The following is a 13,557-nucleotide window of genomic DNA, read 5'->3' as shown; positions in this document are numbered from 1 at the left end:
ACGGCGTAGGGCTTTCCAACACTGTGTCGTCCATTCTCGAAAAAGTCCTGGCCGCGGCCTGGACAGAGCTGTTCACATCCAAGACGCTTGAACGCGGGTATGACTATGCGCGGCAAAAGCGCATCGTGCTCGAAGATTCCAGCCCGCAGATCATTCGTACCGCGTGCCGCGGCTCTGGACTGGAAATCTATACCCAGACCCTGATGTTCAAGGACCCGGACCGCTATCGCAATTTCCTGGTATGCAAATGCACCTGTCCGGTCCGCAACGAATGCAAGCATTGCGCGGCGGCGATGTTCTTCCTGCAGGCCCCGGAAAACCGATCGCAGCTGCAGGCCGCGCTGGGTGAAGAACGCGAGCCCGAAGCGCCGGCCATACCGCGCCTGCCGGAACGTCTGGTCGACACCATCAAGCCGGTGCCGCGGCTGATCCTGGCCAGCATCGAGTACACCGCCTACGAACCGCGCAATGGCCGCATGCAGCGGCACACCCAGCACCGCGCGGCGCTGGCCTTCGCCTATGGCAAGCACTACGCGACAGGCACGACCAACGTCAGTATTCTGGTCAGCTCGCTGGGCAGCGACCTGGTGAATCAGAAGAGCGACATCATCGAGCACACCGAAACCGAGACCCTGCGTATCCGCCGCCAGGGCGAGCAGGAACGCCTGCTGCGCCAGCAGTTGAGCGACCTGGGTTTCAAGGTCGCCACGCGCCAGAGCAAGGCCCTGCCCGACAGCGCCGGCGATATGTACGAGCTGCCCAATGACAAGGCCTGGCTGCATTTCGTGCTCAATGATCTGCCGACCTTGCGCGAGCAGGGCTGGGAAATCGAGATACACGACGACTTCGGCTTCGACGTCACCCCCGTGCAGGACTGGTACGCGGTCATCGAGGACGAGAATGAGCGCGACTGGTTCGACCTGGAACTGGGCATCATCGTCAACGGCGAGCGCCTGAGCCTGCTGCCGATCCTCATCAACCTGATCCGCAGCCATCCGGAATTGATGAGCCCCGCGGCCGTCGCCCGGCGCGGCGACGACGAACAACTGCTGGTGCAACTCAACCACTTCACCCAGAGCGGCGGCGGTCCGGTGCAGATCGCCCTGCCCTACGGCCGGCTCAAGCCGGTGCTGGCGACCCTGGGCGACTTCTACTGGCGCGAGGAAGGCCGCAACTCATTGCGCATGAGCACCGCCGACGCGGCGCGCCTGACCGAACTCGACGATCTGCCGCTGGTATGGCAAGGCGGCGACCGCCTGCGGGACTTTGCCGAACGTCTGGTGCATATCAAGGACGCCCCGGTCAGCCTGCCCGAAGGCCTCAACGCGACTTTGCGCGGTTACCAGCTGGAGGGCCTGAGCTGGATGCAGGCACTGCGAGAGCTGGAAGTCGGCGGCGTATTGGCTGATGACATGGGACTGGGCAAGACACTGCAGGCCCTTGCCCATCTGCTGATGGAGAAACAGGCCGGACGCCTGGACCGGCCCGCGCTGGCGGTGATGCCCACCAGCCTGATTCCCAACTGGATGGACGAAACCGAGCACTTCACCCCGCAACTCAAGGTGCTGGCCCTGTATGGAGCCAACCGACGTCAGGATGCCGCCGATCTTCAGGATTACGACCTGATCCTGACCACCTACGCGCTGCTACCCCGGGATCTCGAACTGCTGGAAAAGCAGCCGTTCCACGTGCTGATTCTCGATGAGGCGCAGTACATCAAGAACCCGAAAAGCAAAGCGGCCCAGGCCGCGCGCCAGCTCAAGGCCCGGCAACGTCTGTGCTTGAGCGGCACGCCGCTAGAGAACCACCTGGGCGAACTCTGGTCGCTGTTCCATTTCCTGATGCCCGGCTGGCTGGGCAGCAGCAAGGAGTTCAACAGCAATTACCGCACCGCCATCGAAAAGCATGGCAACCGGGATCGCCTGCAACACCTCAATGCGCGCATCAAGCCTTTTCTGCTGCGGCGCACCAAAGAACAGGTCGCCACCGAATTGCCGCCCAAGACCGAAATCGTCCATTGGGTGGACCTCAACGACGCCCAGCGCGACGTGTACGAAACCGTGCGACTGGCGATGGACAAGAAGGTCCGCGACGAAATCAGCCGCAAGGGCGTGGCGCGCAGTCAGATCATCATTCTCGAAGCCCTGCTCAAGCTGCGCCAGGTGTGCTGCGACCTGCGCCTGGTCAATCAGGACATCCCGGTCAACAGCAAGCATGGCAGCTCGGCCAAGCTGATCAGCCTGATGGAAATGATTGAAGAACTGGTGTCCGAAGGTCGCAGGATTCTGCTGTTTTCCCAGTTCACCTCGATGCTGGGCCTGATCGAACAGGAGCTCAAGCAACGCGGCATGGGCTATGCCCTGCTCACCGGCGCCACACGCGACCGGCGCACGCCCATTCATGATTTCCAGAGCGGCAAGCTGCCGATCTTCCTGATCAGTCTCAAGGCCGGCGGCACCGGGCTTAACCTGACGGCCGCCGACACCGTGATCCACTACGACCCCTGGTGGAATCCGGCGGCGGAAAATCAGGCCACCGACCGCGCCTACCGTATCGGTCAGGACAAGCCGGTGTTCGTGTACAAAATGATTGCCCGGGGCACGGTGGAAGAAAAGATCCAGCGCCTGCAACTGGAGAAGTCGGAACTGGCCGCGGGCGTGCTGGACGGCCGGACCAGCGGTGACTGGAAACTTCGTGAAGAAGACCTGCAGGCGCTGTTCGCGCCTTTGCCGCCCATCCCGAAGAAGGCTCGCAAATAGACGAGCCTGTTTCAGGCTTCCAGAATCTGCGCGGTCGAGACTACGGTGGCGTACTCGCCGTGCAGATTGCCCAGTGACATGGCGTGAACGTCCTCGGCGGAGCGCGGTGTTCCGAAAAAGTCCGGCTGATCGAAGGTGAAACAGGCGTCGTGCGCCACCCGCACGTCAAAACCCAGATTGCCGCCGGTTCGCGCTGTCGACTCCACCGAATTGTGGGTGACTACACCCACGATCAACACCTGCCGAATGCCATCGTTACGCAACCAGCCTTCCAGACTGGAGCCGCAGAAGGCATCGGGCACCTGTTTGCGCAGCTCCCGCTCGCCGGGCTGTGGCAGGAACGCAGGCTGATACTCGACCCCGGACTGCTCCGGCCAGAACACCGATTCCGGCGAGGTGGAAAAATGGCGCACGTGAATGACCGGCCGCCCGGCTTCGCGCCAGGCCTGTAGCAACGAAATCATCTGCTGCTCTGCCTGGGGATTGTTGCGCCGTCCCAGCCGGGGATGATTGATCCCCTGCTGCATGTCGATGATGATCAGGGCGCAGTTGCTGTCGATGTCCATCCAGAGCCACCTGTGAGTCCTTGCACAATCCATAACCTTATTTACAACCTCTCTCTGCGTCCAGCCTGATTTGGCCGAGTCGCACAGCATTGTCACTGACCTGCGTTTTTCCCGGCGGCTGCTACTGTGATTACTCCTGTCCAACCGGCTCTGGAGAACATCATGAACGCTCACGCACACCTCATCGGCAAAGTGGCTCTGGTACAAGGCGGCTCCCGTGGCATAGGCGCGGCCATCGTCACGCGACTCGCCCAGGAAGGCGCCGCGGTCGGTTTCACCTACGTCAGCTCCGAAGGCAAGGCGCTCGAACTGCAGGACAGCATCGTCGCCAGCGGCGGACGGGCTCTGGCGATCCGCGCCGACAGCGCTGATGAACAGGCGGTCCGCCAGGCCGTGCAAAGCACAGTTGATGCTTTCGGAGGGCTGGATATTCTGGTCAACAACGCGGGCGTGCTGGCGATCGCGGCGCTGGATAAATTCGCCATCGAAGACCTGGATCGCACCCTGGCGGTCAATGTGCGCAGCGTGTTCATCGCCAGCCAGGAAGCCGCCCGCCACATGAAGGAAGACGGTCGCATCATCAACATCGGCAGCACCAATGCCGACCGCATGCCTTTCGGCGGCGGCAGCGTGTATGCGATGAGCAAATCGGCGCTGGTCGGCCTGACCAAAGGCCTGGCCCGTGATCTCGGGCCTCAGGGCATCACCGTCAACAACGTGCAGCCTGGGCCGGTGGACACCGACATGAATCCGGACGAAGGCGAGTTCGCGCAGCTCATCAAGACTTTCATGGCCCTGCCCCGCTACGGCCGTGGCGAAGAGATCGCCGGTTTCGTCGCCTACCTCGCCGGTCCCGAAGCGGCCTACATCACAGGCGCCAGTCTGACCATCGATGGCGGATTCGGCGCCTGAAACCCGAGCAACGGGGCGACCCCACGCCCCGCTGCCGCCGGAAAACCGGCCTGACAGCATAAGCGCATGAAATTTCTGAAAAAAAGTTTTGCTTTCGACAAAGCTTTCGACTACATTAGCGCGCCTCGACAGACACAACGTGTCGCGAGTTACGGTGAGGTGTCCGAGTGGCTTAAGGAGCACGCCTGGAAAGTGTGTATACAAGAAATTGTATCGAGGGTTCGAATCCCTCCTTCACCGCCATATTCGATGTAAGCGAAAGCCCCGGCTTCCCATGGAACCGGGGCTTTTTCGTTTCCGTAGCAAAGCGGACTGACCTGCGTCGTGCCTCCCTGCCCAGCACTGGGTTAATATCCCGCGCTTCATATCCGCAGAGGCTGCCGTCACGGCTCACCGATGAGAAAAGCTGCACTTTCCCTTCTGATTCTGTTGACCTGCACCCAGGTCAAGGCCGGCGATCCTGACGCCGGCAAGGCCGTTTTCACCCGCCTGTGTTCCGGCTGCCACAAGATCGGTCCGGCGGCACGCAACGCCTTCGGCCCGCCGCTGACCGGCATCGTTGGCAAGCATGCGGGGCAACACGCCGATTACGTCTACACGTCTGGAATGAAGGATTCGGGAATCATCTGGACGCGGGAAAAGATTGCCGCATTCGTCGAAGACCCGAGCGAGATCGTGCCTGGCACTCGCATGAAATTGTGGTGGATGGGCAGTGACCAACGCATGGAGGATTTGCTGGACTATCTGGAAGCCAGCCAGGCCGACGCGGACTGAGCCGACCCTTGGGATACGCCCCGGCCGCAGCCGGAGCGAAGCATGATCACTTGTCGTCGTAAGGTGGGTATTGATCATCGCTGTCGTTTTCCCGCCCCGGCGTTTTAGCCGGTTCGGTCGGGTCGACTTGCGGATCATCGGCATCCGGCGATTCAGGGTCGAAATCCAGATCGTTGTCGTTTTCGCTGTTCGGTTTGCCGGTCATGAAGCCTCCAACTGTGCAGGAAATAAGTCATACGTGAATGTCAGAGACCTGTCAGACCCGAGAGTGCAGTGAAACTGACGAGCGGGTCCGGGCGTTCGGTCGGACACTTCAGCAGCTGCCTGGCACCCAGCCTCAGTCACGCCCGGCCCGGACTTCGCTGACCTGCACCTGCGGCAACAAATCGGTGTAGTTGATGACGTCGGCATTCAGACGTTCTGCATGCGCGCCCATAGCGATCTGGAAGGTCTCGAGCGACTCGAAAAACAGATGACACATGGCGATGTAGGGCGGCGGCGTATCCAGGGTAGCGCCGGCCAGCCCTCGGTCGACGGTATAGCCTTTACAATGCTCGCCCAACAGCTCCTGACACAGCGGCATGTGGCGGTCGCGGTAGTAGTCGTGATCGAACCGGACGCCTTCCTGATAGGGGTAAAGGATGCTGACCTTGATCATCGTGTGCTCCAGACAGTGAAGTTAAGCGTCACTCTAACGCGATACGCTGGCGATATCACACTGGAAGGTCGGCGATGCTTGCCCCACAATCGCCGCTTTTGCCGAGCGCGCATCCGCAGCCCGGCACCACAATTAAGGAGAACGCCATGGATACCCAGGACTGGAACCAGGCCGCAGTTGCGAAATACCTCGCCAGCCATCCGGACTTGCAGGATGAGATCAAACATCTGAGCCCGGCCGAGCAACAGCAGCAGGCGCAGTGGGCGTTCGAAGACGAAGCCGAAAGCCAGGGCATTGAGCCTTGGGAGCTGGCGCTGGAGCTGATTGCCGAAACACCCGAGCAGCTGAAAAGCATGCGACTGGAAGCGCACGCTCAGGTGGCCGAGGCGCTGGGCATGGAGTGGGAAGAATACTGCGCGCTCAATGAGATTGAGCTGTAAGCGGCAAGCGGCAAGCGGCAAGCGGCAAGCGGCAAGCTTGAGGCTTGAGGCTTGAGGCTTGAGGCTTGAAGCTTGAAGCTTGAAGCTTGAAGCTAAAAGCGAAGCGCAGCCCCGTGACCGAGCAGTCAGTGCTTTACCGTTTTCCCAAGGCTGGGTAACGTCTGGACACTTCAATAACAAGGAATGCTGCCATGAGTGACTTGGTCTCCTACAGCCTGGAAGAAGGCATCGCGACCCTGACGTTGAACAACGGCAAGGTGAACGCCATCTCTCCGGATCTGATCGTGGCGTTCAACGCCGCGCTGGATCGGGCGGAGCAGGATCGCGCCGTCGTGATCCTGACCGGACAGCCCGGCGTACTGTCGGCCGGTTACGATCTCAAGGTCATGACCTCCAGCCCCCAGGCGGCGATCGAACTGGTCGCTCAAGGTTCGGCGCTCGCCAGACGCCTGCTGGCACACCCCTTCCCCATCGTTGCGGCCTGCCCTGGGCATGCGGTCGCCAAGGGGGCGTTTCTGCTGCTGTCGTCCGATTACCGTATCGGTGTCGAGGGCCCGTTCAGCATTGGCCTGAACGAAGTGCAGATCGGCATGACCATGCACCACGCGGGCATCGAACTGGCGCGCGACCGGTTGCGCAAGTCGGCGTTTCAGCGCGCGGTCATCAACGCCGAGATGTTCGATCCGGCGGGCGCACTGGCAGCAGGCTTCCTGGACACGGTCGTCACCACCGAGCAGTTGCAGGAAACCGCCAGGGTCGTCGCCCGCCAATTGCAGAAGCTGAACATGCGCGCTCATCGCGATACCAAGCTCAAGGTTCGCCGCGGACTGCTGGAAGCGCTCGACAAAGCCATCGAACTGGACCGCCAGCACACCTTGTGAATCATTACCGGTCCGGCCAGGCCGGATCTGGCCCTAGAACTCCCGAAGCCAGGATTGTTCTGATGAGCTGAGGCGTGATCATTCGGCACGCCGCCCTCACTGAAGAAGCGAGACACCATGGGTCGAGTCGTTGCCGCCGCGGCATACAGCAAAGGCAGAAAAGTCAGGGACATTTCACTCGAAGAAGGCGCCGAGTGGGCGGCCCGGCCGGGGCATTTCGTATGGATCGGGCTGGAGCAGCCCGATGCCCAGGAGCTGGCCAGCCTCAAGGAGCAGTTCAATCTGCATGAACTGGCGCTGGAAGACGCCATGGAAGTGCACAGCAGGCCCAAGCTCGAAACCTTCGGCGATGCGCTCTTCATCGTGACCTACGCGCCGGTCCGGGAGAACGGCAAACTGCTGTTCATCGAGACCCACATCTTTGCCGGCAAGGGCTATATCATCACGTCGCGCAATGGCCACTCCAAATCCTACGGCCTGGTGCGCAAGCGCTGCGAAGCCCGACCGCTGTTGCTGGAGCATGGCGAGGATTTCGTGCTCTATGCCCTGCTGGATTTCGTCACCGAAAACTATCAGCCGGTCACCGAGGCGATTCACGCCGAACTGGAAGTGCTGGAACAGAACGTGCTCGGCGGTGCTCTTGAGGAAAGGGACATCCAGCATATCCACAGTCTGCGACGGGATCTGCTACGGATGCGCCGCTACGTAGCGCCTATGGTCGAGGTGGGCGAAGAACTCCAGAAACTGAGGTTCCCTTTCATCGACAAGAACATGCGCCCCTATTTCCGCGACGTGGAAATCCACGTCAAACGGCAGATGGAGGACCTTGGCAATCTGTGTGATATCGCCAGCCAGACCATCGAAATCGGCCTGCTGCTGGAATCTTCCCGACAGAGCGTCGTGCAACGCAAGTTCGCGGCGTGGGCGGCAATCCTGGCCTTCCCCACGGCCATCGCTGGCATCTACGGCATGAACTTCGAGAACATGCCGGAGCTGACCTGGCATTACGGCTACTTCATTGTCCTGGGCGTGATCGTGGGCGGCTGTACGGCGTTGTTCGCCAGCTTCAAGCGGTCGGGGTGGCTGTAACCGAACCCCGACGCTATACGGACCTCAGGCCACCTTGACGTCGGTGCCGTTGGCAACGAAGCGCATCATCCATTCGGCGACCGTCGTGCCGTGGTGGTCATGCTCCAGGCTGGCGATGCCGTTTTCGTACAGTTGCGGCCCGAGCGTGGATTGCAGGATATCCAGCAGCGCGCGCGAATAGTCGTGAATGAATTCGGGGTGCCCCTGGAAACACAGCACCTGATCGCCAATGTGGTAGGCGGCGAACGGACAGAATTCGCTGGAGGCGATCACTTCGGCTCCGGGGGGCAGGCTGGTCACCTGATCCTGATGGCTGATCAACAGGGTCAGACGGTCCACCGCCGGTTTCATCCAGGGCGTGGCCGGAGCCAGCTGATAGTGGTGAATGCCCGCACCCCAGCCCTGGCTGGCGCGCTCGGTCTTGCCGCCCAGCGCCAACGCCAGGATCTGATGGCCGAAACAGATACCAAGTAGCTTTTCACCACGCCGGTACAGGCCAAGCAGGTACTCCTTGAGGGTCAGGATCCAGGGATCGGTGCCAAAGGAATCGGCCTTGCTGCCCGTCACCAGATAAGCGTCGAAACGCTCGCCTTCCGGCGGGTAGACGCCCTCCATCACGTTGTAGATTTCGAAACGGGCAGCAATTGGCTGGCGGGAAAACAGGGCTTCGAACATGCGGCCGTAGCTTTTGTACTGCTCGGCCAGCGCGGGACGCAGGATATCGGTTTCCAGGATGCAAATGCGTAGCGACATAAAGGGACCTGAGGCAAGTAAGGAACGGTAGAGCGGTGTCCCAAGCCTGCCGCGAGCTGTTCGGCAAATCAAGAGATGCGAGGTATTACGCGCATTCCCAAGTGTGGAAGCGGTGTAAGACCTTTCTGACCCGGACGAACGGTAGACAGCTAACGAATGCTCCGCAAGACGTCTAATCAGCACATATGCGGCAGCCAGTCCTTGTGCTTATAACTGGTTTATATTTCCAGCCTTCCGAAAAGTCTCAAGCGTTCTAAATCAGATGCAACGCCGGCTCTAAGGTGAAATCTGTAACTGGGAGGCGCAATAAAAACACCTTCAGCGCCTGGCAGCCGCTCATTGCGGCGCCACCTGTTCATTTTCGCGATGCCTCAGCCAGCCCGCCGATTCCGGATGCCGTGTTCGTCAGGCTTCAGTCGCTCAGGAATAACAACAAAAGGCAGTCAGCCATGTTCAAAGGTTCAAAAGTACGTCAGGCAGGACTCATCGTTTTCGCAACCACACTTTTGCTGATCCTGCCGAACCTCAACCGATTGTTCGGCTAGCGATTTCAAGCTTTCAGGGGATGCACAACTGTGCCAACCTCACCTTTTGATCGAAGGGAGCTGGCCCATGCGTGTGTGGATAGCGATTGGCATCATGACCTGCAGTGCCCTGAGCGTCGCCGGGGAAGTCGACCAGGCCGCGGCCGTGAGCGCGTTGAAGGAAGGCCGGCTGGCGGTGGACGTGCGCAGTCAGAGCGAATACGACGCCGGCACCGTGCTCAACGCAGTGCGGGTGGAAGAACTGCGCCTGGTCAACCAGATGAAACAGGTCATGGTGGATCGCAACGCGTCTTTCGTGATTTTCAGCAGCACCAATGAAAAAGCCAGTCGAGCCCAGGACAAGCTGCGCCAGGCCGGTTACTTCAGCGTGATCAACGGGGGCAATTACGAAGAGCTGCATAACGCGCTCTATGACATTACGGACGATCCCGCCGAATGAATGGAGCCGGCGGCCTATCCTCCTCTACGCCGAAATCTATCATGGGCATAGCGACAGTCGATTTCCCGCGTGTCTGCTCCCCGTCCATACTTACGGCCATGCAAGACACAGCGGGTCGAGACGCCGATCTGCGATTGCTCCGCTCTTCGATGAATTCCCTTTACGCCACTCCATTGAGTGGCATTTTTTTGCCCGCATTTCCATGCAAAACCGGCCGACCCCGATGAAGCGAGCCGGCCGGACTGTTGTTGACCTGATTCTGGGCGTTGGCAATCAAGCGTGAAGTTTGCGGATTTCCTGGGTCACGCCCCAGCCCTCGACTTCCCCGTCCAGAGGCGAAATGAGCGTTTGAAAATCCTGCTCGAAATCACCGATGCCGTCGTAGGTGGCGTACATCACCTTGCTCAACTGCAAGTGCCAGGCGCCATCATCTCGAATGTTGACCTGGGTATTGAGCGACTCGCCGCGAAACTGTCGAGCGGCTTGCCGGGCCCGGGCCTCGTCCGGAAATACGGCATAGAACTCGATGGGGTGGATTCGCGCAAAGTCGAAGCCGCCTTCCTTCATGCGGCGCAGTACGGTGGTGCTGATGTCTTCTTGATAGGCTGTGCTCATGAAACGTCCTCCTATGCAACGATAGATAGAGTTTCAACTCTTCCGGTGCAGGCTTGCGGAGCCCGCTGCACGACGGTCAAACCGGCGTGGGAATCAAGCATGTAGCGCACCGGGCCCAGCCTGGCTGGATGGGCCGGTGTAGACAGGACCGAGGCCGGACAGAGACCTCGTTTTGCAGCGTAGTCCTATCGCAGGCTCGCTGCCAGAGGGCCGGCAGCGCCGACCCGCGGCGAAGTCTGTTCAGACTTCTGTGATGGAAATGATCTGGACACTGTTCTGATCCTTCAACGTCTTGACCGTCGGTTCGGCGGTTCGACCTTCCAGGTCATTGAGGTTCAGCTCATCTGTGACCGGAAACAAGTCCTTGCGCAGCAGACGCGCCACCTCCTCCTCGCTGGGGCGGTCCTGGAAATCAATATCGACGCGTTGTTGTACACCGTCCTTATCGAGATACGAAATGGCCCACTGTTTCATCAATGTCTCCGGATGGCAGCCAGTGATTCTGGCTCACACGATTCGGACATTTGGCGGCGGATATTCGTTCAAAGGGATTGCCTTCGAGGCACAGTCCCCGGCGGCCACGCCGGGGACTGTCAGGAGAGTCGAAACCTCAGTTGCGGTTCTTGCTGGCCTCGACACCTGCGGTATTGTCCAGCAGGCTCTTGGTCGCGGTCTGCAGGAAACTGTCCAGCTTGCGCTTGAGGCTTTCGGCGTCCGGCGCATCCTCCACCAGTTCGGCGCCTGGCGTGGCGCCCAGGGTGTAATCCAGCACCTTGGCGGGCATGTCGACAGGCTCGATCAGAATGCGATTGCCCTCGATGATTGCCACGACCTGCTCGCCTCCAGAAGGTTTGATGACGGCAAAGCCCTTGTCGCCCTCGGGCAGGTTAAGCAGATCGCGCCCCCAGCACTGATGGCGAGTCTGACCACCCAACCGGCCCATGATCGTGGGCACGACGTCCATCTGGGTTCCGACGATGCTGCTGCGCTTGCCGAATTTTTCCTGGATGCCCGGACCGATCAGAAGCAGCGGCACGTTGAAGCGTCCCAGGTCCATTTCGGTCAACTGGCGATTATTGCCAAAACCATGGTCGCCGACGATCACGAACAGGGTCTCGTTGTAGTACGGCTCCTTGCGAACCTTCTCGAAGAACTGCCCCAGCGCCCAATCCGAATAGCGCATGGCCGTCAGGTGCTCGTCGAGGGTACCGTGCCCGGTAACGCGTTCCACGGGAAGATTTTCCGGCAGCGCGTAAGGCGTATGGTTGGAGAGGCTTTGCAACAGCGCATAGAACGGCTTGCCGCCCGCGCGGGATTTGAGCTCCTGGGCACCCCGGTCGAACATGTCCTGGTCCGAGACTCCCCAGGTCGGATCGGAAAACACCGGATCGACGAAATCTTCTCGCCCGACGAAGTTGGTCATGCCCTGGTTGCTGAAGAAACCGGACTGATTGTCCCAAGCGAAGTTGCCGTTATAGACGTAGACATCATTGAAGTTGCGGCCGGTGCTCAGCAACTGCGGCAGGCCGGACAGCTTGTGACTGCCTTCAGGGGTGCGCATCAGGTACTCGAAGCCGGGCAGGTTCGGGAAGCAGGCCATGGTGGCGAACATGCCCTGGTGAGTATGGGTCCCGGCGGAGAAGAAGTGATCGAACAGCAGGCCCTGCTTGGTCAGCTCGTCGAAATAGGGCGTGATCTTCGCATCGCTGCCCAGCGCTCCCACCGAATGCCCGGCGAAGCTTTCCATAAGGATGACCACCACGTTGCGGATCGGCAGGGTGTTATCGGCGGGCGGGTTGAATTCGCGACGCACGGCGGCGATGTCACCATCGACCAGGGTGTCGTGGGACGTGAGCAGCATGTCACGCACGGTCTGCCGGGCTTCGTCGTCGGGCAGTGTCGCTTTCCAGACGTTGTCGCGGTGGGCGGACAGGCGCGCCTTGCCGGCGCGGATCAGCGTCAGAGTGCCGTTGAGCCCCAGCTGGTTGGCGAAGTTGGAATCGGTCGTATAGGCGTCGCCCCAGCGCAGTGGCGGGCCTTGACGCAAGGTGCCGCGAGCGGCGATCACGGCGACGACCAGAACCAGCAGGAACACCCCGGCGCGTACCGGCCATCCAGCTATCGGACGTGGCGCACCCTGTTCCCGCTCTGCATCGACACGCGGACGCGTCAGCCGGTCGACACCTTTGAACACCAGACTCAGCAGCCAGGTCACGACGGCCCAGGCCAGCAGATAGCGTGCCACGGGAAAGCCGTACCAGAGCATGCTCAGCACGGTGCCCAGGTCTTCTTCGACGTACTGGAAAACCAGGCCGTTGAGGCGCTGGTGGAACTCGCGATAGAAGTCCATTTCCATGAGGCCGAAGAACAGCGTGATGCTGCCCACCAGTGTCAGCCAGAAGCGGAAGAAGCCGCGCGCCGCCATGGCACGTGCGCTGAACAGCGCCAGCATCAGCGGGATCAGCAGATAAACAGTCAGGCGCAGGTCAAAGCGCAGACCGTTGAAGAAGGCTTCGAGGAAAGTCAGTGCAGGCGTGTCACCGATCATTTCCCGGTTGTAGGCCAGCAGTCCGGCGCGCAGCAGGCTGTACATCACCATCAGCGCCAGACCGCTGAGCAGCATGTACGCCAGATGTGATTTCACGTCAATCAGGTGCGGTCGGGACACAGCGTGCCGTTGTGTCCGGGCGTCCGTTATAGCCATTATTGTGATCCGATCGATTCAGAAGTTGAGAGTCAGGCAGGCGCGGACCGTATCGATCACATGGGTTACGAGGAACCTCACGGATAACAGGGAGCTGCGCGTGGCGCGCAATTCTGAACAGACAGGTGTGAAAAATTTGTCGCCGGAACCGGCAGCTTCAAGCCCGCCGCGGACGCGTGCGGGCCTCGATCGCGCGGCTCAGATCCGCACGTTGCCACGCGGGCCGGCAATCGCCCAGATGATCAGACCCAGCACCGGCAGCAGAGCGATGAGCAACACCCAGAGAACCTTGATCCCGGTTTCGGCGCCACTCTTCAACACGTGGATGATCGCCCAGATATCCAGTGCCAGAATGATCAGACCGACAAGGCTGTTGAAAGTGGACCCCATGATAGTAACCCCGAACGATGATTGTGCTCGTA

Annotated in this window: 16 protein-coding genes and 1 tRNA gene; 9 read left to right on the top strand and 8 right to left on the bottom strand. The window is 60.4% G+C overall.

Translation table 11 applies throughout. From position 1 onward, the window contains the following. Positions 1-23 precede the first annotated feature (23 nt). Positions 24-2,759 (top strand): DEAD/DEAH box helicase, encoded by a 2,736-nt coding sequence (locus tag TRP66_RS16575; protein WP_333404682.1) that lies wholly within the window; start codon positions 24-26, stop codon positions 2,757-2,759. 11 nt (positions 2,760-2,770) lie between these two features. Here TRP66_RS16575 and TRP66_RS16570 read toward each other — a convergent pair whose 3' ends face one another. Further along, complete coding sequence (locus tag TRP66_RS16570; RefSeq protein ID WP_333404680.1) at positions 2,771-3,325, bottom strand: cysteine hydrolase family protein; 555 nt, start codon at positions 3,323-3,325, stop codon at positions 2,771-2,773. 162 nt (positions 3,326-3,487) lie between these two features. On the opposite strand from TRP66_RS16570, the gene TRP66_RS16565 reads away from it, so the two are divergent. The 3 genes from TRP66_RS16565 to TRP66_RS16555 all read left to right on the top strand — a co-directional run bounded on the left by TRP66_RS16565 (position 3,488) and on the right by TRP66_RS16555 (position 5,011). Further along, positions 3,488-4,237 (top strand): 3-oxoacyl-ACP reductase family protein, encoded by a 750-nt coding sequence (locus TRP66_RS16565; protein WP_333404679.1) that lies wholly within the window; start codon positions 3,488-3,490, stop codon positions 4,235-4,237. Between the two features lie 153 nt (positions 4,238-4,390). Then, positions 4,391-4,480 (top strand) — tRNA-Ser (locus TRP66_RS16560). A gap of 153 nt (positions 4,481-4,633) precedes the next feature. Next, positions 4,634-5,011, top strand: coding sequence for a c-type cytochrome (locus TRP66_RS16555; RefSeq protein WP_333404677.1), 378 nt, complete (start codon positions 4,634-4,636; stop codon positions 5,009-5,011). 46 nt (positions 5,012-5,057) lie between these two features. On the opposite strand, the gene TRP66_RS16550 is transcribed toward TRP66_RS16555, so the two are convergent. Continuing rightward, positions 5,058-5,216, bottom strand: coding sequence for a DUF6021 family protein (locus TRP66_RS16550; protein WP_333404675.1), 159 nt, complete (start codon positions 5,214-5,216; stop codon positions 5,058-5,060). Between the two features lie 132 nt (positions 5,217-5,348). After that, positions 5,349-5,669 carry an EthD family reductase gene (locus tag TRP66_RS16545; protein ID WP_333404673.1) on the bottom strand — a complete coding sequence of 107 codons (321 nt, stop codon included), beginning with the start codon at positions 5,667-5,669 and terminating at the stop codon, positions 5,349-5,351. 146 nt (positions 5,670-5,815) lie between these two features. Between TRP66_RS16545 and TRP66_RS16540 the strand changes: the two genes are divergently transcribed. The 3 genes from TRP66_RS16540 (at position 5,816) to TRP66_RS16530 (ending at position 8,079) form a co-directional block, all read left to right on the top strand. Beyond that, the gene (locus TRP66_RS16540; protein ID WP_333404671.1) at positions 5,816-6,109 is read left to right on the top strand and encodes a DUF6388 family protein; all 294 of its coding nucleotides are present in this window, start codon (positions 5,816-5,818) and stop codon (positions 6,107-6,109) included. Positions 6,110-6,300: 191 nt separating this feature from the next. Continuing rightward, on the top strand, positions 6,301-6,990 hold the full coding sequence (locus TRP66_RS16535) for a crotonase/enoyl-CoA hydratase family protein (RefSeq protein ID WP_333404669.1): 690 nt from the start codon (positions 6,301-6,303) through the stop codon (positions 6,988-6,990). A 117-nt stretch (positions 6,991-7,107) separates the two neighbouring features. Further along, positions 7,108-8,079, top strand: coding sequence for a magnesium and cobalt transport protein CorA (locus tag TRP66_RS16530; protein WP_333404667.1), 972 nt, complete (start codon positions 7,108-7,110; stop codon positions 8,077-8,079). Between the two features lie 24 nt (positions 8,080-8,103). Here TRP66_RS16530 and TRP66_RS16525 read toward each other — a convergent pair whose 3' ends face one another. Then, on the bottom strand, positions 8,104-8,832 hold the full coding sequence (locus TRP66_RS16525) for an amidotransferase (RefSeq protein WP_333404665.1): 729 nt from the start codon (positions 8,830-8,832) through the stop codon (positions 8,104-8,106). 281 nt (positions 8,833-9,113) lie between these two features. On the opposite strand from TRP66_RS16525, the gene TRP66_RS16520 reads away from it, so the two are divergent. Together TRP66_RS16520 and TRP66_RS16515 are read left to right on the top strand one after the other, a co-directional pair. Beyond that, positions 9,114-9,377, top strand: a complete 264-nt coding sequence (locus tag TRP66_RS16520) for a hypothetical protein (RefSeq protein ID WP_333404742.1) — start codon at positions 9,114-9,116, stop codon at positions 9,375-9,377. A 67-nt stretch (positions 9,378-9,444) separates the two neighbouring features. After that, a complete protein-coding gene (locus tag TRP66_RS16515; RefSeq protein ID WP_333404663.1) occupies positions 9,445-9,816 on the top strand; it encodes a rhodanese-like domain-containing protein in 372 nt (123 codons plus the stop codon). A gap of 273 nt (positions 9,817-10,089) precedes the next feature. On the opposite strand, the gene TRP66_RS16510 is transcribed toward TRP66_RS16515, so the two are convergent. From TRP66_RS16510 to TRP66_RS16495, 4 genes are all read right to left on the bottom strand, one after another. Then, positions 10,090-10,431, bottom strand: a complete 342-nt coding sequence (locus TRP66_RS16510; protein WP_333404661.1) for a ribonuclease E inhibitor RraB — start codon at positions 10,429-10,431, stop codon at positions 10,090-10,092. A gap of 240 nt (positions 10,432-10,671) precedes the next feature. After that, positions 10,672-10,905, bottom strand: a complete 234-nt coding sequence (locus TRP66_RS16505; RefSeq protein WP_333404659.1) for a hypothetical protein — start codon at positions 10,903-10,905, stop codon at positions 10,672-10,674. A 136-nt stretch (positions 10,906-11,041) separates the two neighbouring features. After that, on the bottom strand, positions 11,042-13,135 hold the full coding sequence (locus TRP66_RS16500; RefSeq protein WP_333404657.1) for an LTA synthase family protein: 2,094 nt from the start codon (positions 13,133-13,135) through the stop codon (positions 11,042-11,044). Positions 13,136-13,333: 198 nt separating this feature from the next. Next, a complete protein-coding gene (locus tag TRP66_RS16495; RefSeq protein WP_333404655.1) occupies positions 13,334-13,525 on the bottom strand; it encodes a PLD nuclease N-terminal domain-containing protein in 192 nt (63 codons plus the stop codon). Positions 13,526-13,557 lie beyond the last annotated feature (32 nt).

It is taken from the genome of Pseudomonas sp. JDS28PS106, assembly GCF_036706555.1.
Taxonomy (GTDB): domain Bacteria; phylum Pseudomonadota; class Gammaproteobacteria; order Pseudomonadales; family Pseudomonadaceae; genus Aquipseudomonas.
The sequence above is the reverse complement of the archived record's forward strand: the minus strand, read 5'-3'. Positions and strand labels throughout refer to the sequence as shown.